This is a genomic window from Pelagicoccus sp. SDUM812003 (assembly GCF_031127815.1).
Classification (GTDB): Bacteria; Verrucomicrobiota; Verrucomicrobiia; order Opitutales; family Opitutaceae; genus Pelagicoccus.
In genome coordinates, this window is record NZ_JARXHY010000009.1 from 158347 (window position 1) to 182277 (window position 23931).

The 23931-nt window shown below is 59.5% G+C and carries 18 protein-coding genes; 12 read left to right on the plus strand and 6 right to left on the minus strand.

Annotated elements, in window-relative coordinates; all coding sequences use genetic code 11:
- The first annotated feature begins 47 nt into the window (after nucleotides 1-47).
- From QEH54_RS13810 to QEH54_RS13825, 4 genes are all read left to right on the plus strand, one after another.
- Complete coding sequence (locus QEH54_RS13810; protein ID WP_309019278.1) at nucleotides 48-947, plus strand: hypothetical protein; 900 nt, start codon at nucleotides 48-50, stop codon at nucleotides 945-947.
- A 152-nt stretch (nucleotides 948-1099) separates the two neighbouring features.
- On the plus strand, nucleotides 1100-1537 hold the full coding sequence (locus QEH54_RS13815) for a hypothetical protein (protein ID WP_309019279.1): 438 nt from the start codon (nucleotides 1100-1102) through the stop codon (nucleotides 1535-1537).
- A 70-nt stretch (nucleotides 1538-1607) separates the two neighbouring features.
- Nucleotides 1608-2285: a response regulator transcription factor gene (locus QEH54_RS13820; RefSeq protein WP_309019280.1), complete on the plus strand. Its 678-nt coding sequence runs from the start codon at nucleotides 1608-1610 to the stop codon at nucleotides 2283-2285.
- A gap of 4 nt (nucleotides 2286-2289) precedes the next feature.
- Complete coding sequence (locus QEH54_RS13825) at nucleotides 2290-3735, plus strand: ATP-binding protein (RefSeq protein WP_309019281.1); 1446 nt, start codon at nucleotides 2290-2292, stop codon at nucleotides 3733-3735.
- Here QEH54_RS13825 and QEH54_RS13830 read toward each other — a convergent pair.
- Nucleotides 3727-4515, minus strand: a complete 789-nt coding sequence (locus QEH54_RS13830) for a class I SAM-dependent methyltransferase (protein WP_309019282.1) — start codon at nucleotides 4513-4515, stop codon at nucleotides 3727-3729. The genes QEH54_RS13825 and QEH54_RS13830 overlap by 9 nt on opposite strands.
- Before the next feature lie 214 nt (nucleotides 4516-4729).
- Between QEH54_RS13830 and gpmI the strand changes: the two genes are divergently transcribed.
- Nucleotides 4730-6307, plus strand: a complete 1578-nt coding sequence (gene gpmI / locus QEH54_RS13835; protein WP_309019283.1) for a 2,3-bisphosphoglycerate-independent phosphoglycerate mutase — start codon at nucleotides 4730-4732, stop codon at nucleotides 6305-6307.
- Between the two features lie 175 nt (nucleotides 6308-6482).
- Complete coding sequence (locus tag QEH54_RS13840; protein WP_309019284.1) at nucleotides 6483-8939, plus strand: DUF3160 domain-containing protein; 2457 nt, start codon at nucleotides 6483-6485, stop codon at nucleotides 8937-8939.
- 76 nt (nucleotides 8940-9015) lie between these two features.
- Here the strand turns inward: QEH54_RS13840 and QEH54_RS13845 are convergent, their stop codons facing one another.
- On the minus strand, nucleotides 9016-9978 hold the full coding sequence (locus QEH54_RS13845) for a bifunctional helix-turn-helix transcriptional regulator/GNAT family N-acetyltransferase (protein WP_309019285.1): 963 nt from the start codon (nucleotides 9976-9978) through the stop codon (nucleotides 9016-9018).
- A 368-nt stretch (nucleotides 9979-10346) separates the two neighbouring features.
- Here QEH54_RS13845 and QEH54_RS13850 point away from each other — a divergent pair, with 368 nt between their 5' ends.
- From QEH54_RS13850 to QEH54_RS13875, 6 genes are all read left to right on the plus strand, one after another.
- Nucleotides 10347-11183, plus strand: coding sequence for a CPBP family intramembrane glutamic endopeptidase (locus tag QEH54_RS13850; protein WP_309019286.1), 837 nt, complete (start codon nucleotides 10347-10349; stop codon nucleotides 11181-11183).
- A gap of 89 nt (nucleotides 11184-11272) precedes the next feature.
- Nucleotides 11273-12448, plus strand: a complete 1176-nt coding sequence (locus QEH54_RS13855; RefSeq protein WP_309019287.1) for an endo-1,4-beta-xylanase — start codon at nucleotides 11273-11275, stop codon at nucleotides 12446-12448.
- Nucleotides 12449-12563: 115 nt separating this feature from the next.
- A complete protein-coding gene (locus QEH54_RS13860; RefSeq protein ID WP_309019288.1) occupies nucleotides 12564-13631 on the plus strand; it encodes a lipid A deacylase LpxR family protein in 1068 nt (355 codons plus the stop codon).
- Between the two features lie 82 nt (nucleotides 13632-13713).
- Entirely contained in the window at nucleotides 13714-14853 is a 1140-nt protein-coding gene (locus QEH54_RS13865) for a histidinol-phosphate transaminase (RefSeq protein ID WP_309019289.1), read from the plus strand.
- 168 nt (nucleotides 14854-15021) lie between these two features.
- Nucleotides 15022-16641: an ABC-F family ATP-binding cassette domain-containing protein gene (locus tag QEH54_RS13870; RefSeq protein WP_309019290.1), complete on the plus strand. Its 1620-nt coding sequence runs from the start codon at nucleotides 15022-15024 to the stop codon at nucleotides 16639-16641.
- A 93-nt stretch (nucleotides 16642-16734) separates the two neighbouring features.
- Nucleotides 16735-17703, plus strand: coding sequence for a redoxin family protein (locus QEH54_RS13875; protein ID WP_309019291.1), 969 nt, complete (start codon nucleotides 16735-16737; stop codon nucleotides 17701-17703).
- A gap of 203 nt (nucleotides 17704-17906) precedes the next feature.
- Here QEH54_RS13875 and QEH54_RS13880 read toward each other — a convergent pair whose 3' ends face one another.
- The 4 genes from QEH54_RS13880 to QEH54_RS13895 form a co-directional block, all read right to left on the minus strand.
- On the minus strand, nucleotides 17907-19787 hold the full coding sequence (locus QEH54_RS13880) for a DUF885 domain-containing protein (protein ID WP_309019292.1): 1881 nt from the start codon (nucleotides 19785-19787) through the stop codon (nucleotides 17907-17909).
- A 157-nt stretch (nucleotides 19788-19944) separates the two neighbouring features.
- The gene (locus tag QEH54_RS13885; RefSeq protein WP_309019293.1) at nucleotides 19945-21900 is read right to left on the minus strand and encodes an alpha/beta fold hydrolase; all 1956 of its coding nucleotides are present in this window, start codon (nucleotides 21898-21900) and stop codon (nucleotides 19945-19947) included.
- A gap of 165 nt (nucleotides 21901-22065) precedes the next feature.
- The gene (locus QEH54_RS13890) at nucleotides 22066-22812 is read right to left on the minus strand and encodes a PRC-barrel domain-containing protein (protein ID WP_309019294.1); all 747 of its coding nucleotides are present in this window, start codon (nucleotides 22810-22812) and stop codon (nucleotides 22066-22068) included.
- 399 nt (nucleotides 22813-23211) lie between these two features.
- Nucleotides 23212-23751 carry a hypothetical protein gene (locus tag QEH54_RS13895; RefSeq protein ID WP_309019295.1) on the minus strand — a complete coding sequence of 180 codons (540 nt, stop codon included), beginning with the start codon at nucleotides 23749-23751 and terminating at the stop codon, nucleotides 23212-23214.
- Nucleotides 23752-23931 lie beyond the last annotated feature (180 nt).

Here is a 23931-nt window from a genome sequence, read left to right on the forward strand (position 1 = left end):
GCCGCTGTCTTAGGGATTCGCGCACCCTAGCCTCCGATCACATGCACATGAGTTTTCGAAAACCTCTCACCATCGCTCTCGCGGCGCTCTGCGCCCTCTCGTCGGCGCCGTTGGCCCTGGCCAAAAAGGCGAAAACCGCCAAATCCAACGCGGAGACGCCCAGCGACCAGTCGCTCGCCTTCTACCTGCTGAAGCAGCTGCAGGAGCGGGAGCAAGCCGCGATGCAAAAGTACGAGACCGCCATCTCGGAAGAGGACGTGGCCCAGATCAAGCGCGAGCTGCAGTCCGTCATCGACGGCTACGACAAGCTCATCACCGACGCCCCCGACTACGCCCCGGCCTACATCGCCTACGGCTTGCTGCTCAACCGCACAGGAAACCGCGAGGCCAGCTACGCCATGTTTCTCAAGGCCGACGAGCTCGACCCCATGGTGCCGGTGGTGAAGAATCAGCTGGGCAACTACATGGCCGAAGAAGGCAAGTACATGGAGGCATACGGCTTCTTTCTCATGGCCCGCGACCTGGCCCCGCAGGAATCCCTCTACTACTACCAGCTGGGAAACCTGCTCCTCGCCTACCGCGACTACTTCATGGACGAGGGACTGTTCGCCGACTACCAGGAAATGGACCGCGCCATCCAAGACAATTTCCGCGAGGCCATGATCTACTCCCCTAGCGACATCTCGCTGAAGATGCGCTACGCCCAGAGCTTCTTCGACATCGAGGATCCAGACTGGATGGCGGCGCTTGAAATCTGGCAGGAGCTCTACGATCAGGCCGGTTCGGAATTCGAAAAACAGATGGTGCGCCTCTACACGGCCCGCGTGCGCTACGAGCTCGGACACCATCGAGCCGCTCGCAAGCTGCTCAAGCAGGTCGACCACCCCAGCCTCGACGAGTCCAAGCAGGTCGTGCTCGACAGCCTGAACGCCAAGTACCCCGAGTAGCGGAAAACGGTCGCTCCCACCAAAGCGCCGCTCCCTCCGCGAACGCCATAGCCGCCTTCCAGCGGAAGGCCCTCCCGCTCACCCTTCTCGTCGCTCATTCGTTTCCAAACGCCGGTTGCCAGATCGACCGGACCACGCCCAGACTCTCCCCCATGCCACCTAAAAAGGTCCTATTTCTCTGCACCGGAAACTACTACCGGAGCCGTTTCGCGGAAGAGCTCTTCAACCACCTCGCCGAGCAGAAGGGACTCGCCATCACCGCCGATTCCGCCGGGCTCAAGGTCGCCGAGTCGCGAACGGTCAACCTGGGCACCTTTTCGAAACACAGCTACACCGCCCTGCAGCGCCGGCGCATCATCCCCCGCAACGATCTGCGCGAGCCACGGCAGCTCGACCCGAGGGAAATCTCTCCCGACACCCTCGCAATCGCCCTGAGCGAAAGCGAGCACCAGCCCATCTTCCAACAGCTGCACCCGGAGCTGCTGGACAGGATCCGCTTTTGGCGGGTGGAAGACCTGAACTTGGAGAGCGCTCAAAACGCCATCGAGCAAATCGAGAGAAACGTGCGACAGCTCATCGACGAACTGTAGCCGCCCCGCCCTCGCGTTTATATCCCCTCGCTTAAGATCTTCGTAAGATCCCGCTTGCTAAACTGGCCGCATGAAGAAAAACGGCTGCATGCGCCTGCTCGTAGTTGAAGACGATCCCCAGCTTCAAAAGAACCTCGCCCAAGGGCTCACCGAGGAGGGCTACAAGGTCGACACCGCCAGCGACGGAGAGGAAGGGCTCTACCACCTTCAGCAATTCGACTACGCCGCAGCTATCCTGGATATCATGCTGCCGAAGCTGGACGGCTGGCAAATCATCGCTCGCATCCGAGACACCAATCCGGTGCCGATCCTCATCCTCACCGCTCGCGACAGCGTCGACGATCGCATCCGCGGCCTCGATAGCGGCGCGGACGACTACCTGCCCAAACCGTTCCATCTGGACGAACTCTACTCGCGCATCAGAGCCTTGATCCGACGCTCCCGAGGCGCCCCCAACCCCGTCCTTTCCCACGGCGACCTGTCGATCGACACCCTCGCCCGCAGCATCACAAAATCCGGCGTCCCCGTTCCGCTCACCAACATCGAGTACTCGATCTCCGAAGCCTTGCTGACGCGACCGGGACAAGTCGTTTCTCGAAGCTTCCTCTACGAAAACCTCTTTGGCGAGGACGACGACAACATCTCGGATTCGCTCTACGTGCACATCTGCAGGTTGCGCAAGAAGCTCGGCAAGGACGTCATAAAGACGCGCCCCGGCCAAGGGTATTACGTGGACTCGGAAAGCTAGGAGCATGCCGCACCGGTCCATACGCTTCCGCATACAGTTCTGGCACAGTCTGCTGCTGGTGGTCATCACCATCGGTCTCTCCCTCTCCTACTACTACTACGAAAAGCAAAACCAGCTGCGCCTGATCGACGTCACCCTGCAAAGCGTCTCGGTGCGCCTTCTGCCCCAGGTCGAAACATTCATCCTGCGGGAGAACCGCGAGCGCTTCCCCCCGCGCCGACCGCCCGGGGATGCCGGTATGGCCAGCCGGCCGGCGCCAAGGCCACGGCTCGATCGCAGACCGGGCATCCAAACCAGCGCTCAGGAGATAGCGGAAGAGCTCAGCGACTTGAACACCATGGTCTACGCCTGGGACCGCGATCTGGAGCAAATCTACCAGTCTCCCAACGCTACGGAGCTTTCCCCCGAACTCGGCAGCTTTTCCGCGGCTCCGGACCGGCCAAACCTCTACACGGTCGATCGTATTCGCTTATTCGTTACGAAAACGCGAATCGGCATGACCATCGGATTCGCCAAGGACATTTCCGAGCACATCGCCGATCTGGCCGCCCTGAGAAAAAAGCTCGTCGCTCTCGACGCGCTCATCATCTTCGCAGGCGTATTCGGCGGCTGGTACCTGACGGGCAGAGCCATCCGACCCATTCAGACGATCAGCGACACGGCCAAAAAGATTGCCGACGGGCAACGCAATCTTCGTATCAGCTCTTCAGATACAGGCTGCGAACTCGAGAGCCTCGCCAAGGTGCTGAACGAAACCTTCTACAAGCTGGACCGATCCTACGCCCAACAAGTCCAATTCACCGCCGACGCGTCGCACGAGCTGAGAACCCCGGTGGCCGCCCTGCTCACCCAGATCCAGCTCGCCCTCTCTCGCGAGCGACGTCAGGAGGAGTACATCGAGCACTTCCAAGCCTGCCAGAATCAGGCCAACCACTTGAAGAACCTGCTCAGCAGCTTGCTCGATCTGGCCCGATCCGATTCCGGAGAGCTCGAGTTTCGCAAGGCCGACTACGACCTGAGCGAGCTGGTGCAGGAGTGCTGCGACTGGCTCGAACCGATCGCTGCGAAAAAGGAGGTGAGCTTCACGAAACGCCTCGCCCCGGTGACCGCTCGCATCGACGGACTGAGAATGGGGCAGGTGCTGACAAACATCCTTTCCAACGCCATACGGTACAGCCCAAACGGAGAGACCATACGAATCGAACTACAGCAGATCGAAGAACGAGCTCGTATCCGGATTTCGGATAACGGTCCCGGAATCCCGGCGTCGGAACGAAGCCGCATCTTCGATCGTTTCGTTCGAGCTTCGAAATCCAGGTCGAGCGCCAGCGGCAACGTCGGACTCGGACTGGCCATCGCCAAAGCCATCGTCGAACAGCACAAGGGCAGCATCCAGGTCGAATCCAGCCAACCCGGAGCCACCTTCATCGTGGAATTCCCGCTATCCTAGCTTACGGTCCGCTTCGAACACCATCGCCGCGTAGCCGATCTCTCTTTCATCCACAGCGGCGAGCAGAGAACTCGCCGTTTCCCTTTCCAAGCCTCGGCCCCAGGCGCCAGGTATGGGATTCTTGCTCTGCAAGGTCGACCCCATGATCACCGACTCGAGATAGTTCGATAGATGAACGTCCAAAGGTTCGAAATGCACGAGGCTCATGCCTTGCTCCTCAAACAGCAAGACCACGTCGCTCACGATCGAGCGATCATAGGTGCCGCCCAGCCATCGCTTCAGCTCGCTGTCCATCGACTGCGGTTCTCGACGGAAATACATGTCAGCCACCAGAATCGAGCCGCTCGGCTTGATCATGCCAGACAGATCCCGAACCACCGACCTGGGATTGCTAACCGTATCCAAAAACCGGTCACAGTAGATCGCATCGAAGGAGTTCTCAGCGAATGGCAAGGACTCAGGCTGCTCCACGAAAAACTGCGTATTGCACCTCAAAGCTTCCAGTTCGCCGCTGGCCCGTATGGCACCGCGCACGGCGCCCGAGCAAGCGTCGACCCCGATCACCTGAGCCCCCGTCCTCATGGCGAGCGTCAAAGCGTTGTCGCCGTCCGAGCAGCCCAGATCAAGCACCCGACTCCTCTCGTTGAAGGAGAAGCGGTCGCAGATCAAGTCCGCGATATGGGTCATTCTGGTTAGAGGAAATATCGCGTTCAGCGAGCAGCCTCTCTTTTGGTGGCGGCGCCTGAGGTCCGGCGCGTCGGCAGTGAGCATTTGTTTCATTTCAGAGTTCCAGGTTGAAGGCGTTGGCGAGATCTTCAGCTTTCGATCGTCCTGCCCAGCCTAGCAAAACGGGACTTTACGCCCATCTTAAGCTCCCGGCTTTCGCAGCCTTTTTACAAGCTCCGCAGGCCCAGCCCCCTCCTAAAATTCAATACACTCTTGTCATCAATCCGCTTTCCGCGCTTCGTGTGACGCGCAAACCACTTCACGAATCATGAGCGAAGCGAAAAAACCAGTACTCCTCGTCATCCGCGACGGATGGGGCAGCAACCACAACGCCGACCAAGACGGCTACAACGCCGTCAAGCTGGCGAACACCCCCGTCTCCGATATGCTGAGCGCCGAGTGGCCCCGCACCGAGCTGGCCGCATGCGGTCTCGATGTCGGCGTGCCAGAGGGCATCATGGGCAATTCCGAAGTCGGCCACCAGAACATCGGGGCCGGCCGCATCGTGGACCAGGAGATCGTGCGCATCACCAAAGCCTTCAAGGACGGCGCCGTCACCGGCAACAAGGCCCTCGAAGGCGCCTTCTCCAAAGCCAAGTCCGGCGGCAAGCTGCACTATATGGGCATCGCCTCCGACGCTGGCGTGCACGGCTTGCTCGAGCACCTCTACGGGCTGGTGGAAGAAGCCAAGAAGGCCGGCGTCGAGGAGGTCTACGTTCACCTCTTCACCGACGGCCGCGACACCCCGCCGCACTCCGGCAAGGGATTCGCCGAACAGTGCGAAGCGAAACTCAAGGAGATCGGCATCGGAAAAATCGCTTCCGTCTGCGGCCGCTTCTGGTGCATGGACCGCGACGAGCGCTGGGACCGCGTGGGCAAGGCCTACAACATGCTCACCGGCAAGGAAGGCGACAAAGCGAAGTCCGCCCCGGAAGCCATCCAGGCCTACTACGACAACCCCACTTCCGACTCCAACATCGGCGACGAGTTCGTAGCTCCGACCTGGATCGTAGACGAAAACGACCAGCCCATCGCCACTATCGGCAACGGCGACGCAGTGGTCTTCTACAACTACCGCGGCGACCGTCCGCGCGAATTGGCCAAGGCGTTCATCCAGGATGACTTCGATGGCTTCGATCGAGGCGAAAAGCTGGACCTCTTCTTCGTGGCCATGACCGAATGGCAGAAGGGCCTCTGCGAAAACGTGGTGTTCTACAAGCCGGAGAAAATGAAGAACGTGCTCGGCGCCTACCTCGCCGATAAGGGCCTCACCCAGTTCCGCTCCGCCGAAACGGAAAAGTTCCCCCACGTCACCTTCTTCTTCAACGACTACCGTGAAGAGCCCTTCCCGGGCGAAGATCGCGGCATGGCCAAGTCCCCCAAGGTCCCGACCTACGACCAGGCCCCGGAAATGTCCGCCAGCGAAGTCACCGAACTGGTCAAGGACGCCATTCTCTCCGGCAAATACGACTTCATTCTGGTCAACTACGCCAACCCCGACATGGTCGGCCACACCGGCAACCTGGAAGCGGTCAAGAAGGCCTGCGCCACGGTCGACGAAGGCATCGGCATCCTGCTGGAAGCCATCGACAAGATGGGCGGCAAGGCCCTCATCACCGCCGACCACGGCAACGCGGATCAGCTCTGGGACAACACCGTGGACGGTCCTCACACCGCCCACACCCTCAACCCGGTGGAAGCCGTGGTCTACGGCGAAGGCCTCAAAGGCAAGGAGCTGGTCAACGACAACAATCGTCGCCTCGCCGACATCGCTCCGACCATCCTCGCCATGATGGGCCTAGAAAAGCCCGCCGAAATGACCGGCATCAACCTCATCAAGGACTAAACGGTGGCGCGAGACCTCCGGGCTCGCGCGTCCCCCAAGGTAGCGGCCGCCATCTCGGCCGCCACAAACCAATTTCCCAAGCGGCGACGAGCTCCCAGCTCGCGCCGCTTTTTTCTACCCAACTTTCTCACTCTTACTCATACTCCTCCCCAAATCCGATACCCCACGCCCCAAGATGCCCCGACTTCTGGCCCTCCTCACCGTTCTCCTATTCTCTCACCCCTCTCCCCACCTTCCCGCCGGCGAACCGCCCCCGCCCGAGCCTAAATTTCAACCAGCCGACGAGCTCTCCCGCGAGGAATGGCGGGCCGCTCACGATCGCTGGCAAGCCGAGCACGACGCTTGGGAAAACCAGCTAACCGCCCAGCAAGTCATCGAATTGCAGAAAGCGAAACGGGCCGAAAACTCCGCCGAACAGGAAGGCTCCATCCGAAACCAAAGCCTCCCCACCGCCGCCAGCGACTACGATTGGCGAGTCGAAGCAGAAAAACGCAAACTCTCCTCCGCCCTCCTCGACAGCCTCGAAAACCACCAGCTGGCCTACGGCGATTCCTGCCGCCAGTCCTTCGCCCCCTATCTCAGCGGCCCAGTCTTCATCACCAGCGATTCCCTGCTCAACGCCTTCCATGTCCTCTTCGAAGACTCCTTCCGCGAGCTCGAGCTTCGTCGGGCCGAATCCTTTCGCGGCCGACTCGCCGCCGTCCTCGCCGCCGCCCGCTCCGCCCTCACCACCGCCTTCAGCGAACGGTTGCCTGGCGAAGCCATGCCCGCCGATCGCTTCGAAGCTGCCTTCTCCCAAGTCGAACTCGCCCTCGGTCCGGCCCTGATCCTCATGGGCGAACCGCTAGAGAGCTTTTCCGAAATCCACCGGCAGGAAATCGCCGCCCAAGTCCAGCTCATCACCCAAGCCGACTCCCAAATCCTCCCGTCTTGGCTTGCTCCCGCCGACCCCGAGTCCCTATTGGCCATCGACTATCGACGCTGCAGACCCGTCGGATTCTACGCCGACTCGCCCCGCCTGCAAAACTACTTCCGGGCCCTGCGTTGGCTGCAAATGCTGCCGTTTCGAGCCAGTCGCGAACACGAATTCGACGCCATGGCCCTACTGGCCATCGCTTGCGATGAGAGCAAGCAGGAGGGCGCCTTCGCTCGCTACACTCAGCTGCTCGGCCGAGGAGACGATCCCACCATGATCGAGCTGGGCAAGCTCTTGGACTTCGTCTCCCCACGCAGCTGGCGAACCTTCGACTGCCGCCGCCCGGAGGTTCGCAAGCGCGTCTCCCTCAAGCTCATCCAGGACGGCTACTACCGAATCAATTCCGACCTGCGAGCCAAGACCACCGTGGTAGACGCCTTCCCAAAACTGGTCTTCCGAATCGTTTCTACCGCCGCCCTCCCCGACGCCATCACCTTCCAGGAGATGCTGGACCAGGACCTTGCCCCCTCCGGTCTCGCCGTCGCCGCCTGGCTCGGTTCCGAGTATGCTCTGGAAAACCTCGCTCCCGCGGAGCGAAGCTTCATCGAGGCCAACCCCAAGCCCGCCCAAGACCCCTTCGATCACTACGACCGCTACCGCAGCGCCAAGCTCTACCCACGCTACCTGGACGTTCTCAGCACCCTCTTCATCCCGGCCGCCCCAGAAGCGCCAGACTTCATGCGCCGCGAGGCTTGGGCCGCTAAAAGCTGCCAAAGCGCTCTCGGCTCATGGGCCCAAATGCGCCACACCTTCACCCTACAGGCGAAGATGACACAGCACTACCTCGGCCTAGCCCTGGTCCCACCCGGCTTCGTCGAGCCGAACCCCGAGTTCTTCGCCCGCATGGCCCGCCTGATCGAAACCTCCCACAACGCCCTCGAAGCGGAAAAGTGTTTCCAGCCATCGCGCTGGGAGGAATCGGACCGGCTTCGTGAGCTGGCGTTATTTCTGCAAAAACCTCACATCGTCGCTCCCGCCATCGTCAAGCTTCTCGGATTTGACTCCTCATGGGAGGATTTTCTGGAAATGCAATCGGTTGCCGAAGCCGTCTCCGATCCCTCGATCGTTCCCTCTAGCGGGCTCGATGACGACGACCCCGACTACCAAGCAAAGCGCCTGCGGGCCATCGAAATCCTGGAAGCGAAAGCCGAGGCCATCGAGAGCGGGGCCACCAGTATTCCTCAGCAAAGGTCCATCCTCGAAGACCGTTGGGAAAAACTCGCCAAAATCGCCCGCCAGCTGGAGAGCCTCGCCCATAAGCAACTTCGCCAGCTGCCGTGGAGCCATGCCGAGGAAGCCTTCCTCAAAGAATACGGCGAAAAGCTGGCCTACGTGATGGGCTATTTCGGAAACTCCTGGCTCACTCCCCGCGACGACGCCCCACGCTGGGCGGAAGTGGTCGGCTATCCCGAGCGACAACGCTCTCTCTCCGCCGCCGTCGGTCGCCCGCGTACCTTCTACGTGCTCTACCCTTGGCAAGGCTTGGAGATCCTCTGCCAAGGCTCCGTCATGCAGTACTACGAGTTCGAGACCGATACCACTCTCACCGATCAGGAGTGGAAGACCCGTCTCGACTCTCCCAACGCCCCTGTCCTACCAGAATGGATACAGCCATACGCCTCCACGCCAGCTGCGCCACCGCCTGACCCGCACTGATCCACTTCGCAGCGAAACCGATTCAGATCCCCAGTTTCGCAGCCATGAAGCTGAAATCGAAATTCGTGAAGAAGGGCTAGGGAGCTCCCTTTTCATCCAGCCGAAGCTCCATCTGAATATCGGCACGAGCATAGGGAGACGGGCCGCCGTCTACCTCTACGAATCCAAGTTTTCGATACAGGCTGATAGCTGGGACAAGCGAACGATTGCTCTCTAGATAGATCCTCGACGCACCTAGCTCCTTCGCTCGCTCGATCGCCGCTAGGCCCAGCTTCTTGCCAAGCCCGAACCCGCGGGCCCTCGGAGCGACTGCCATCTTAGCCATTTCCAAGCACCCTTCTCCATGCGGCACCAGAGCGCAGGTTCCCAGGCATTCGCCATCCACCAGAGCGAAAAGGATGTCTCCCCCTTTCTCGACGATGCTCTGTTCCGGGTTCAACAGCTGCCGCCGATCAGATTCCTCCAAAGTGAAATACCGCGTGATCCATTCCTCGTTCAACCGGTAGAAATCGTCCGCAAGCTCCCGACGGTAGGTCACGATCTCAACGCTTTCGCTCTCCCGTCTCGCCTTCTCCTCCTGGACTCGCTGGAAAAGCGAACGCTTCGACAGCGCTCGCTCGCAATCGCAGATCGCCTGCCACAGATCGAAGTCCGACTCCGCCACCAACTCCGCCGCGACCTTGCCCACATCCGTCAATTGACGCTGCAAAGCCGGTCCGTGGGATCGCCCTTTCTCAGTCAGCGAGAGGAAAGACTTGCGCGTATCCCGCCGCCCTTTCTCCGAGCTGACAAACCCGGCTTTCTCCATCTCCTTGGCGATCTGGCTCACCGAAGCATGACTCTGGCCCACGCGCTCCGCGATCGCCGATACCGACTCGCTTCCCCCCTCCTTTAACACGTAGTAGACCGGAAACCAACGCGGCTGAATCGCCGACCCATACAGCCGATAGACCTCCGCCGCATCCTCCGCCAGACGATCCCCCAGTCGCCGCAAGCGACTCCCCAACGAACACACCCCAAGCTGGTCGTAGAATTCCATAACTATTTACGTAAGCGCTTACCTTTCTGGAAATCAATCCCGGAATCGCGCCTCGAAACCGGGATTTTGATCGTCCCGAAATGGGGACAGGGCTTTCGACCGACTCACGGCCGAAAGAAAAACGAATTTTTTATCCACTGGATACCAGGCACTTAAGCACTCCGCCCCAATCTCTGGCACGGACGTTGTTTAGGCACAGGCCACACCGTCAACGCGAACTCTCAAAACGAAAAAACCATCATGATCCTCATCGTCATCTATTCCGTCCTCGTTCTCAGCGCTCTGGTCTCCTCCCTCTTCATCTGAGTCAAAGCCGACTTGCCAATCCGTTTCGTAGTTTCATTTCCACTACATCCCCTCCTCCAGATATGACACGCTTCACCAAGACCTTCCCCATCCTCTGCTTCATCGGCCTTTCCTACGGCCTCTCCTGGCTGTGCTGGCTGCCGATCCGAGACAAGATCCAGTCCAACCCCTTCGAGTCCGAGCCTTGGGTATTCATTCTCCTACTACTGGGCGGCTACGGCCCTAGCGTAGCTGCCTTGATCCTAGCCAGTCTCGATGGCGGAGCGAGCAAGGTGGTCGCCCTCCTGAAGAAGTTCGCCATCTTCAAGGTCGGCTTTCGCTGGTACGCGGTCGCACTACTCTACGGTCCTCTGGCCATGGCCATCAGCGTAGGTATTTACGCCGCTACGGGCGGAACCATCGGCTACGTTCACTACCCGGCCTTCCTCTTCATCCCGGTCATGTTCGTAGCGGCCTCCATCTTCGGACCGCTGGCGGAGGAGTTGGGCTTTCGCGGCTACGCCCTGCCGCTACTCTACGAGCGATACGGCTTCTTCCTCAGCAGCGTAGCCCTAGGCGCCATACACACCTTCTGGCATACGCCTTTGTTCTGGTCCGCCGAGGGCTCGGGCGTAAGCGGGGCCCCAGTTACCCTGGCTTCGGTGGGACTTTACTTCTTAACCACCACCTCGCTGAGCTTCATCTTCACTTGGGTGTTCAAGAACACCCGTGGCAGCGTCTTCCTCGCGTTTCTCGTTCATCTAAGCGCCAACGGCAGCAACATCGCTCGCGGCTTCATTCTTCCGGAACTCGACGATGCTGCGGCTCGCCTGATCAACGACTATCGAGCCTTCGTGCTGCTCGCCATGGTCGTTTGCGGCGCCGCCTTCATCCGCATCGTTTCAACTCGCTCCCGCTAGGATTTCAACGACCACCTGGACAAGCGGCCTTTCCCGTTGCGACTCTGGAAAGGTCGTGCCAGAAACGGTGTTTCAACGATTGAACAACCATGCTCTTTTCTAAAACGCCCTTTCCGACATCCCTTGCCCTCCTCGCCGCCGGCGCCCTTGCCGCGCTGCCTCTCGCCCATTGCCAGGAAACGATCGCTCTGAAGAGCGTGTACCAAAACGCCTTCAAGGTCGGCGCCGCCGTCAACGACTCCATCGTCTCCGGAGAAGCCCCTCGACTCCAGCAGATCGCTCTCGCTCAGTTCAACACCATCACCCTGGAAAACGACCTCAAGGCGGAACAGGTCAATCCCGAGCCGGGCGTCTTCAACTGGGGGCCCGCAGACGCCTTCGTGGAGTTTGGCGAGAAACATGACCTCTTCATCGTCGGCCACACCCTGGTTTGGCACAACCAAACACCGTCATGGTTTTTCCATGACAAAGACGGAAACCCGAATACGCCCGACGCCCAGAAAGAACGCATGCGCCAGCACATTGAGACCGTAGCCAGCCGCTACGCCGGACGCATCGACGCTTGGGACGTGGTCAACGAGGTGATCGCCGACGATGGCTCCTACCGCCCCACCACTTGGGTAAACAGCATCGGCGATGGCGACGAGCTGGTGAAACTCGCCTTCAAATACGCCTCCGAATACGCCCCGGACGCGGAGCTCTACTACAACGACTTCAACGCCTGGCGCCCAGCCAAGCGGGACGGCATCGTGCGCATGGTCAAGATGCTGCAGGCCGAGGGCATCCGCATCGACGGCGTCGGCATCCAAGCCCACTGGGGACTGAACTTCCCGAAAAACCAGTACATCGAAGAGGCCATCGACGCCTACGCCGCCCTCGGGGTGAAAGTCATGATCACCGAGCTCGACGTCGATGTGCTCCCGCTCACCCGCGAAGGACAGATAATCGGCACCGGCATGTTCCACCCTCAGTTCCAGCTGGAGGAGTTCAAGGAATACCTCGACCCTTACCCAAATGGGCTTCCGGCCGAGATCGAAGGCGCCCTCGCCCATCGCTACGCGGAGCTTTTCGAAATCTTCTACCGCAAGCGTGACAGCATCGACCGAGTTACCCTGTGGGGAGTGCACGACCCGATGTCGTGGAAAAACGGATACCCTATCCCAGGGCGCACCAACTATCCACTGCTTTGGGATCGCGACCTCCAGCCCAAGCCGGCCTTCTTCTCCGTCGCCAGCGTGCCCTACGCGCTTTCCGAGGCTCCCTAGCCGCAGGCCCGGTGCAGCTTGCAGCGCCCGGACTGGGCGTTCGTGCGTTCTGCAGCGAAGGCACGCAGAATAGGACGCTAAACCTAGCTGGCGCAGAATCTGAAAGCTAGGGATCATGCTTAACAAACCACAAACCCGTCGGGCAACCGCCGCCGCGGCGCTGGCCTTCGCTTCGCTACTGGGCCTGCCGACTGACTTGAGCGCCCAACGCGACCCCTCAAATGCCGTCACCTTCGCCCTCTCCATCGAAAACGACGTCTTTTCAGGGACCGACCGCAACTACACCAACGGGACCAAGCTCTCGTGGGACTTCGCAGAGGCCGGCACCTACCGGGATATCGAGCAGCTCCCAGGCTGGGTCCAGCTGCTCGCCAGCAAGAAGCCTAGCACGCTGGAGGACTCGATCGGCTTCGGAGCCACCCTTTCCGTAGGCCAAAACATCTACACTCCGAAAAACAAGGAAGCTACCGAACTCATTCGCGACGATCGCCCCTACGCAGGGTGGACCTACCTGAGCCTGGCGCTGCGGGAGCGGCGCGGCCTCACCACCGACACCCTGGAGCTCACCCTCGGACTGGTCGGTCCCGACTCCTACGCGGAAGACATTCAAAACTGGATACACGAGAAGATCGGCTCAACCATCGCCAACGGCTGGGACAATCAGCTGAAAAACGAGTTCGGCGGCATCGTCGCTTGGCGCCGAGATAGCGAGCTGTTTCGAATCCCCGAGTCGCAGACCGGTTGGGGAGCTGACCTCAATTCGTCGTTCGGCCTGGCGGCAGGCACCATCCAGTCCTACGTCCATGCGGGCGGAAACCTGCGCTTTGGATACAACCGCGGAGCTCCCGCCGCGCCACCGCGTATCCGCCCTGGCGTTACATCCCCCTTTCCCGCCAGCGAAAACGATCCGCGCCTCAATCGCGACCTGAACCGATCCGGCTTCTTCCTCACCTTCGGCGCCGAGGGACGCTACGTCGCCCAGAACATTTTCATCGAGGGCAACACCTGGGCCGACAGCCATGGACTCGAAGAGCACGAGTACGTGAGCGACGTGTACGGCGGGGCGACCCTGATCGCGGGCGACTGGACCTTCAGCTACGTCTACACCATTCGAAGCGAGGAATTTGTCGGCCAGGAAGATCCGCACGAATTCGGCGGCATCACTATCGCCCGCACCTTTTAGCGAGCTCTTCTGATCAAACACGAGCTGCTCGGCAAACTGGCGCTACCCGTGCTCGCTGGACGTCTTTCAAAAAAAGATGTCTATGAAACGCCGAGAATGGATCAAAAGCGCCGCCATCGCCAGTGGCGCCCTGGCTTTGCCCGCAAACATGCGAGCAAAGCCCAACTACGCCCCTCTGGGGACTGCTTCGCCCAGCGATAGCACGCACGGATACATCAACCTAAGCATCAACGAAAACCAGTGGGGACCCTCGCCCAAGGCCCGGGAGGCCATGGCGAAAGCGGTGTCTTATGCTCATGAATACCCAGCGGTTCCCCTGAGGAAACTGCGCGAGGAGATCGCCGAGCGCGAAGGCGTGGAGCCAAGTCAAGTCCTCGTCGGCGCCGGGTCCTCCGACCTGCTCAAGGCGGCGTCCTACGTGTACGGCCTGGCGGGCGGCTCCATCCTCTCCTCCGATCCGACCTTCGGCGACCTGCTTCGCTGGGCGGAGCCGCACGGCACCGAAGTGATTCGCATCCCTTGGAACGACGCCCACTCCCCAGACCTGCCCGCCTTGACGAAAGCGCTGCGCTCCGACACCGGCCTGGTCTACGTCTGCAACCCCGAAAATCCCGCCGGCACCGTGCTCGATGCGAAGACGCTGCAAGCCTTCTGCGAGCAAACCTCGGCCAAGTGCCCAGTGTTCGTGGACGAGGCCTACATCGATTTCGCCGCCGAGGCGGACTCCCTCACCATGATGGGACTGGTTCGCGACGGCCTGCCCATCATCGTCAGCCGCACCTTCTCCAAAGCTCACGGACTTGGCGGCATGCGCGCTGGCTACGCCGTCACCACTCCCGAAATCGCCGAGACCCTCAAGGAAGCCTACGTGCATGGCGTGGTCTGCGGAGCCTCGCACGTCTCCATCGAAGGGGCCCGGGCCGCCTACGCGGATACCAAGTGGCTGGAACACGTGCGTTCCGAAACCGCCAAGGTTCGCGCCTCGTTCGCCGCCTTCCTGGACAGCATCGGACAGCCCTACATCCCGTCCCGCACCACCTTCATGCTGATGCCGGTCAAGGGAGACTCGGAGGCGCTCGCCAGCACCCTTTTCAGCGCCACCAAGGTGCGCATCAGCCCACGCTTCATCCAAGGGCAAAACTACCTGCGCATCAGCCTTGGCAGCCCCGAACAGATGGCCGTCCTGCAAACCGGACTCAAGCTCGTGCTGGGCGCCACCTAGGCGAGCCCGCGCCTCCCTCGCCAGGCCTGGCTCGAGCCGGCGCTCGAGCCGTTTTGCTGCTCGATTGGAAAGTCCACGCTTGATTCCCCGCCATTCCCCTCCATTAGCGGTGCACACGACCCTGGCTCCTCGCCTCGGTTCTTGTTCGAACTGCACCAATCCAGCACGATGATTACGCTACAAAACCTGACCCTCCAGTACGGAGACCGCTTTATCTATCGAGACATCTCGGGCACCATCGAAGCTCAGGATCGCATCGGGCTGGTCGGCAGCAACGGGGCAGGCAAGTCCACCCTGCTCAAAGTTCTCTGCGGAAAAGAGGAGGTCAACAAGGGCCAGGTGGAAACCGCCAACCACGTGACCTTCGGCTACCTGCCACAGGATGGCATCGAGTTCCACGGAAAATCCCTCTTCAAGGAAACGGAATCCGCCTTCGACGACGTGCTTTCGCTCAAGGACAAGATCGCTGAGGCCGAGACGCGTCTCGACGAATTGGATACAAGTTCCGACGAGTTCTACGAGGTGCTCGAGCAGATCGGGGCATGGGAACACCGCCTGGAGGAACTGGACGTGGCGAAGCTTCCGTCGCAGATCGAATCCGTGCTGCTGGGGCTTGGCTTTTCCACCGCGGACATGAAGCGGCAGACCGAGGAGTTTTCCGGCGGCTGGCAAATGCGCATCGCCCTAGCCAAACTGCTCCTGCGCAATCCCTCCATCCTGCTGCTGGACGAGCCGACCAACCACCTCGACGTCACTTCCCAACACTGGCTGGAAGCATTCCTCAAAGCCTACCCCGGCGCCCTGCTCATCATCTCGCACGACCGCTCCTTTCTGGACGAGATCTGCAACCGCACCTTCGAGCTCTCCCTCGGAAACCTCTACATCTACAGCGGCAACTACAGCTTCTACGAGAAGCAGTCCGCCCAGCGCAAGGAGCTGCAGATGAAGGCCTTCAAAAGCCAACAGAAGGAAATCGCCAAGGCGGAGACCTTTATCAACAAGTTCAAAGCCAACGCTGCCACCGCCAAGCTAGCCCAGTCACGCATGAAGCAGCTCGACAAGATGGAGCGCGTCGAAGTGGAGCGGGACGAGGCCTACGTGGCCTTCTCCTTCGCCCAGCCGCCGCATAGCAGCCAAACGGTCATCAAACTGAACAACCTTTCAAAATCCTACGGCGACAAGCGCATCTTTCGCGACGCCAGCCTACGCATCGAAAAAGGAGATCGCATCGCGGTGGTCGGCGTCAATGGGGCCGGCAAGACCACCATGGCGAAGATCATCGCTGGCGTGGAGCCCTTCGACGCTGGAGAACGCGAGCCGGGCGGCTCCACCGTCATCTCCTACTTCGCCCAGCACCAGGCCGACCAGCTCGACAAGACGCTCACCGTGCTCGAAACCATGGAGGAAGCCTCCGAAGGGAAAAACGGCACCTCGATCCGCAACGTCCTCGGCACCTTCCTCTTCCGCGGAGACGATGTATTCAAAAAAGTGAACGTGCTCTCGGGCGGCGAACGAAATCGGCTGGCCCTGGCCAAGATGCTGGTTCGTCCGGCCAATTTCCTCATCCTCGACGAACCGACCAATCACCTGGATATCAAGTCGCAGGAAGCCCTCTCCAAGGCTCTCGAAAAATACACCGGCACCTTTATGATCGTCTCCCACAACCGAGCCTTCATCGACCCCATCGCCACCAAGGTCCTGGAAGTCCGCCACGACGGCCTCACGCTCTTCCCCGGAAACGTCACCGACTACCTCCACCATCTGGATACAGTGGCGGCCCGCCAGTAGGCTGGAGCGACCTCGGTCGCGATGCGCGCGACGGAAGAAAAAGGGGTTGCGATCCAGGGAATCACACGTTCCCTGTATTCAGGAACTCCAACTATGAAAACCCTACGCATCTTCCTTGCGGCCCTCTCGCTCGGCGTCGCAACACTGTTACCCATTCAAACCGCTGCGCAATCGCCGCTACTGCCCGAACTTGCAGACTTGAACAAGCGCATCTGGACCCGACTCCAGCAAGGAGCCAGCTCATCCGAGGATTCGAAAACGAAGACAGAAGCAATACTCTCCTCCGAACTCGCCGAGTTTGATGCGCTGCTAGAATCACATGCGGGAGACGACCGCGTGTGCGCCCAAATCCTCTTCTCTAAAGCCATGACCCACCTACAGCTCCTGAAGGATGAGGATACTGCAAAAGCGATCTTCGAGACCATCAAGCAAAGCTACCCAGACAGTCGAGAGGCTAAACTTGCCACGGCCGGGCTTGATGCTCTCAGCCCGGAAGGGAAAGCCAAAGCCAAGGCTCGCGAAGAGGAGCGACTGGCAATTTTGGAGGAACTAGTCGGCAGCCCTGCACCCGAAATCGACTTCGACTGGTCCAGCAAGGAAGGCCTCAGCAAGCTTTCCGATCTCAAGGGACACGTCGTCGTGCTCGATTTCTGGGCGACCTGGTGCGGTCCTTGCATCAGCTCTTTCCCCGACGTTCGCGAACATGTGACGCATTTCGAGGACAGCCCAGTCACCTTTCTCGGCGTCACCAGTATTCAAGGACGCGTCAACAATCTCTCAACTGGCAATGCGAACACCAGAGGCGATCCCGAGCGAGAGTACGAGCTCATGCTCCAGTTCATGCGAGAACACGAGATGACGTGGGACGTGGTCTTCAGCGCCCAAAGCGTCTTCAATGCCGACTACAGCATTCGCGGCATTCCGTCCGTGACCATCATCGCGCCCGACGGCACGGTTCGCTACACCGCGCTTCATCCCGGAAATCCGAACGCCGATATCTCCGGCAAGGTGCAAGCCTTGCTGGAAGAATTCGAGTTCGCAGCGCCTTCTGCGGAGAACTAAGGAAAGAGCCGAAGACGCCCCTTCCACCCTTCGCCAAAATGCTATCTTGAGGATTCAGCAACTGCTGCCGTTCCGACTCCTCCACGGAGAAACAGCAGTTGATCCCTTTCTCGTTCAGCTTCTAAAAAACTTCCGCACGTACGGGCCGGTTGGATACGATCTCCACCTTAGTCCCTCTCGATCCACCTGTTTCCCCATGCGAATCAGCCTTGCTTTTCGGCAATGTATTCGTCGATCGGAGCTCCAAAACCTGACAACGCGCTTCCCGAGGCGGTTTCGATGTATTCGTCGATCAACTCCTCCAACACGGTCAACGGCACCGCGCCGTTGGAGAGCACTACCTCGTGAAACGCCCGAATGTCAAAGCGATCGCCCAAGGCCTCCTTCGCCTTTCGGCGAAGATCCTGCAGCTTCATCATGCCTACCTTGTAGGCGGTCGCTTGCGAGGCCATGACAATATGACGCTCCACCATCCGAATGCAATCCCGCTCCGTATCCGGCGTATTGGCGCGATAGTAGTCGATACCCTGCTCCCGAGTCCATCTCTTCGCATGTATTCCTGTATCAACTACAAGTCGACACGCACGCCATAGCTCCATCGCCAAGCGTCCAAAATCTGAATACGGGTCTTGATAAAGCCCCATCTCCTTGGGCAACGCTTCGCAGTAGAGCCCCCATCCTTCGACGTAGGCGGTGTAGCCGCCATGCTTGCGAAACTTCGGCAGCGACTCGAACTCCTGCTGCAAGGCGAGCTGCATGTGATGCCCGGGCAGAGCTTCGTGGTAGGCCAAGGCTTCGAGCTGATACTTGGGCATGTCCCGCATATCGTAGAGATTGGCGTAGTAGATGCCCGGTCGGCTTCCATCGGGCGCCGGCGATTGGTAGAACGCCTTGCCAGCGGACTTCTCCCTGAACGCCTCTACACGCTTCACGATCAGCGACGCCTGAGGCTGGGTGATGAACAGCTCGTCCAAGCGCGACCGCATGTCGTCGACCACCTCCACCGCTCGGGAAAGATAAGCCTGCTTTCCTTGCTCAGTGTTCGGATAATAGAACTGATCGTCCGTGCGCATGAATTCGAAAAACGCAGCAAGGTCCCCTTCGAAACCGACTTGCCGCATGATGTCGCGCATGGCGCCATGGATACGCTCCACCTCGCTCAGGCCGATCTCATGAATCTGCTCCGCCGTCAAATCCGTCGTCGTGGTCAAGCGCAAGGCTTCGTCGTAAAAGGCAGCCCCATCAGGAAACTTCCAAACGCCTGCGGCGTCGCTCGAGCGCTCCTGCTGGGACTCGAGAAATCCGATCAAACTCCGGTAGGACGGTCCAACCGACTCCACCAAGGCCGCCTTGGCTTCTTCGATCAGTTCCTTCCGACGCGACTCCTGCAAGTCGAGCTCTGCGATCTTCTTGCGAAAGTCCTCAAGTATCGGGCATTCCGCCTCGCTCTCCTCAAATGGAGCGCCGGATAGGAGGTTGCGACACGATTCGATGGCCCGCGGAAAGACGAACGTCGGCGGCACGATGCCCATTTGCTCACGTTCCTCCAAGTTCACTATTAGCTGCGCCATCACTTCGGGCACGCCCCGCAGTCGCGAAAGGTAGGCCAAGGCGTCGTCCTCGCTCTCCACCAAATGCATATTGATAAGAAAGGAGGGCACTCCCGTATGACGACCAAACATCTGGTTGACCGGGTAGTTGTGCTTTCGATACTTGAAATTGCGAATCTCATTCGTCGCATCTTCCACCCACATGCGATAGCTCACCTGAGTAGGAGCATCCAGCTTCTCATAATCGATCGTCGACCTCAGCTCACGCAGGTTCTCCTTGGTGATCTCCAGCGACTCCTTGGCGAAGGCATCGCTGTTATCATTCCACTTCCCGTAGTCCGTCTTGATCCCGAGATAGGTCTGCCATTCAGGATACCGGGCGACCGCCTCCTCGAAAACGCGATCGAAAAAGGCGTTCGCCTTTTCGGATTCCGATAAGCGCTGGTCGTCATCACTGCGAGCGTTGAGCCAAGGCGAGCAAGCGCTGGCGAATAGGAAGAGCAAGGAAGTGGCGCGGAGGATTCGTTTCATCATAACGCAGGTTGGAAAGAAAGAGGCAAACGGGAAGCCAAAGAATGCAGATCGGCCGGCTCGGGGCAACGCCCGAATCGCCGACCGTATCCACTACGTAAACGCCCGCTGAACCCTCAACCGATGCGGGGCGGTCCGCCGACAGTTCCTTCAAGCCCGATCAAAGGCGCTTCTCGAGAAACGCCATCAGCGCCTCCATGCATTGGATACGCGTGGCAGAACGCGTCAGGTAATGATCCTCTCCATCGAGCTTCACCAGTCTCACCTGCTTGCCAGCCTTTGCGAGGGCTCGTTGCATGGCCTTCGCTTGATCGAAGGGGACCACCGAGTCGTCCTTCCCGTGGATCAGCAGCACCGGAGCTTGCACCTTAGCTGCGGAGAAGACGGGCGACACCTCGCGCAGAGTCTCCTTGCTCCGTTCATCTCCCAAAACGCTTTCCGTCCAGTAGTCGAGAATCCAACTGCTGCTGCCATGCAAAAATCGGTCGTCGTCAAACATCCTCGGCAAATCCGCCACTCCACCGATGGATACCGCGCAGCGATAGCGCTCTGGCGTGAACGCCGCTCCCGCCAGCGCGGCGTATCCACCATAGCTGGCCCCCACGATGGCCACGCGTTCCGGATCGACCATCCCGCGCTTGATCAACGCCTCGATTCCATCGGTCAGATCGTCCTGCATCCTTCGTCCCCATTCGCCGTGCCCCGCCTCCTCGTGAGCCAAACCGAAGCCGGTCGACCCGCGGAACTGCGGCTGCACAACGAGATATCCCCGGCTGGCCATGGCTTGGGCGAGCCAATCGAATCCAAATCGATCATACGCCGCGGGACCACCGTGAGGAAACATCACCGCGGGCAGGTTGCTGGGATCCTCTACTCGCGATCGCGGCACCGTCAAGAGGGTCGGGATGCGCAAGCCATCCCGAGCCGCATATTCGTATTCAATCACTGGATTCACGTCCTCCGGCCCGATCGACGGGCGCGCTTGAGCGATCAGACGTGGAGATTCCCCTTCGGAAAATAGAAAATACTCTCCCGACGAACCGTTTCCCTCCACGTAAACGATCAATCGCTTCCAATCGGCGGAAGTGCCGCTAAGCCAAACCGAGTGCTTCGGGAACAGGGCTTGAATCTTCTCGAAACGCTCCTCGAAGGCCTGATCCCAAAAGGAGTAGGTAGGCCGAAACCCTTGATAAGCCAGTCCCCGCGCCTCGCCGCCTGCAGTCCGAACCACATGGCTGACGGAGCCCTCCCGATACGGCAGGTCTGGATCGGACTGCTCGCCGGTCTCCAAGTCGACGAAAAAGAAGCGATCCTCCTCCGAAACGAGAACCGCTTTTCTATCCGGCGAAAAGCCATGCATGCTCAACTCTGGCACGGATCGCTCATCCTGTATCAGGATCTTGGATTTGCTTCCTCGATGGACCCGGAAAGTGTGCAGATCGGAATCGTCGTTGTAGGCCTCCTCCACTACCAGATCGTTTTCTTCATCGATCAGATAGCCTTTGGTGGATTCGCTTCCCCGGATGTACACCTCTGGATTGCCGGGATCCTCGAGATCGACTTTCATGAGAGAAAACCGAGAAAAGGTCCCGTCCCCTGACCTCAAGGTGAAGGACGCCCGGCGATCCTTCTCCGGCACGAAGGCTGGCATGAAAGCGTATCTAAAATCCTCCGACACGCCCACCACATCTCCCAGACCCGACTGTCCCGCGGAAATGACGTCGCCTGGCGTCAACAACTGCTGCAAGCGCCCCGTCTCAAGGTCGAAGCCAAAAGCGGTGCTCAATTCGTAACCCAGATTCGACCCCCAAATGCCCTTGTACTCGGAAGCGACCAATACCAGCAGGTCGTTTCCGATGAAATACAGGGAGCGCGGCTTGACCTCCTCAACCTCCAACCGGTTCAACAAACGACCGTCCTCCAGCGAGATGACCAGAACCTGGTCTGTGGCATCGCCAACCTTTCGAAAGGCGATCTTTTCGCCATCGGGCGAGATCTTCATCATGGAGACGGATGGCAGCGAGCCGTAGTCGCTGACGCTGGGCGCCGCGCTGAGCGACATCGCTGCCCAGCAAATCGTCGCCGCTAGGCTGAGAGAAACGAGGAGGGGCTTCATAGAGCTTTCAACTAAGCATAAGCGCCCTCAGCGGGAAAGCAAAAGCGTAGCCCAAGCAGGCGCGACTCCCCCAGAAACGAATGCGGCCGCCCTGCTAAAGGCGGCCGCTCCCTTCCATCCTGAAATCTATTTCAGGCTAAGATGTCTCGTCCTTCTCAAGATGCGTTACATCGATTGGGCGAGTTCCTCCTCATTGTATCGGAACTGGTGCACTTCGTTCGAATTGATCGGACGAAGCGGTGTGCCTTCATCGGCTTGCTCCGCTTCGGCAAGATCGGACCGGTTGATGCTGGTCAGCAAGTCGCCGCTAGAAATGCCTCGAATGCTTTCCGTGCTAATGGCGAAATAGTTGTGATAGGGACGGCCGACCAAGCGGTCCTGACGGATCACCAGGTAGGGCACGTTGCCGCTTTCTACGTCCACGATCCAGTCGTGCACTTCGCCGAGCAGTTCACCGGAACTGGATCGCACGTTTTCACCGACCAAGTCCATGGCGCGAAACTCTCCGGTTTGCACGCCTGTCTGGGCATCCGTCTTCTGATCCAGTCGTTCCTCCATGAATACAGGAGAATCGACGAGCTGAGACTTGCTCAGACCAGTTTTCAGATTGGCGTCGTCATGCGAGATTTGGCCGAGGCTTACGAATTCGATTCGATGCTCCGGACCTCCGATTCCCAGCAGACCGCGACCTACGATGAGCGAATCGATTTGGCCGGACGAGCTTTCGATGATGAAATCGTCCACGCGGCCCAGCTCGCTCCCCGACTCGCTTACGAAGTCCATACCTTCGAGATTGCGAGCGGTAGTCGCTTCGGAAAGCTTTCGAGTATCCATCTTGTGCTTACTCGACTTGTCTCCGGCCCAAGCGCCGGTCGCGAGCGTACAGGTGATGATGGCGAGAACAGTTTTCATGGTAGCGTTTTTCATAGCGTTCCTTTCGTTGATTTGGGTTAAGCTCTTCCGCATCGCCTGCGCCAGCTCGCTAACGTTTTCCCATGCGTTTCTCCTAACCCCGCTCGCTCCCAAGGAGTTATCGCACGCATTTTTTTCCCGAAACGCGGCTCGAATCAATCCGGTAGGGTCCATACCGGAGAAGGTTGCAATTTGTACCTCGACGAATTTGCAGGTTGCACATCGAGGGCCGACACGTGAGCGCAGCTCCACGCGCCTAGCATCCAGAGGAGCCACGTGCCCCGCTCGATTGCCGCGTAACACGTTTACAACTACAAAAAAAGAGACCGGACGAAGCGTCCGGTCTCCGCTGCGGTCAATCCGCAGTTACTCATTTCCTACCCAATCCAACCTGACTGCTCAGGCATTCTCTAAAGTCTTCAGCTTGCGAAGCGCGGAGTTGAAGGCGTCTTCGGCGCTATCAGCGAACTTCTCGCTGACGTCCCAGCGATTGAATACGTCAATACTGGTTCGCATGCCCTGCACGGTTCCCAGATTGGTCTTGTTACCATCCAGGTCGGTGAAGGCCACCGATGCTGTAAAGTTGTAGGTACCCGCCGGGCTGCGCTTCCAATGCAGGACATTGAACTCCAGCAGTCCTCTTTCACCCGCATCCCGATTTCGGTTGTACTCGAAATCGTAGTCGCCCAGCCAGTCCGCTCGGCGCGAGGCTTCGTAGAAGGCGGCGCGCAGCAGGTTCTCGCGAGCGTACTCGGAGCCAAACTCCGCCATGCCCTGCAGGTCGTTGATCTGAACCACCAATCGAGGCCCGTCCTCCGCCTTTTCACCTTTAGCTGGCGACGCTTTGGCAAATGCCCCGCCGATCAGGGAGACTGCCGCCAAGGCAGCCAGCGCGAAGCGCCACGGATTGGTTCGATTACGTGTAGCGTTAGATTTCATCTTGGTTTCCTCCTGTTGTTAAATCGCTGAGCGCCCGGGTCACATTCCGCGACTCGCAAACGCTCGTTTCCCCATTGATACGTCTTCCTTGGGACAGCGGATTCAAACAAACGTTTGATTTTATGGGAAAGATTTTCCGATTCCTTTCGAGGCGCGAATCGCCCCACTCGACCATCCGTA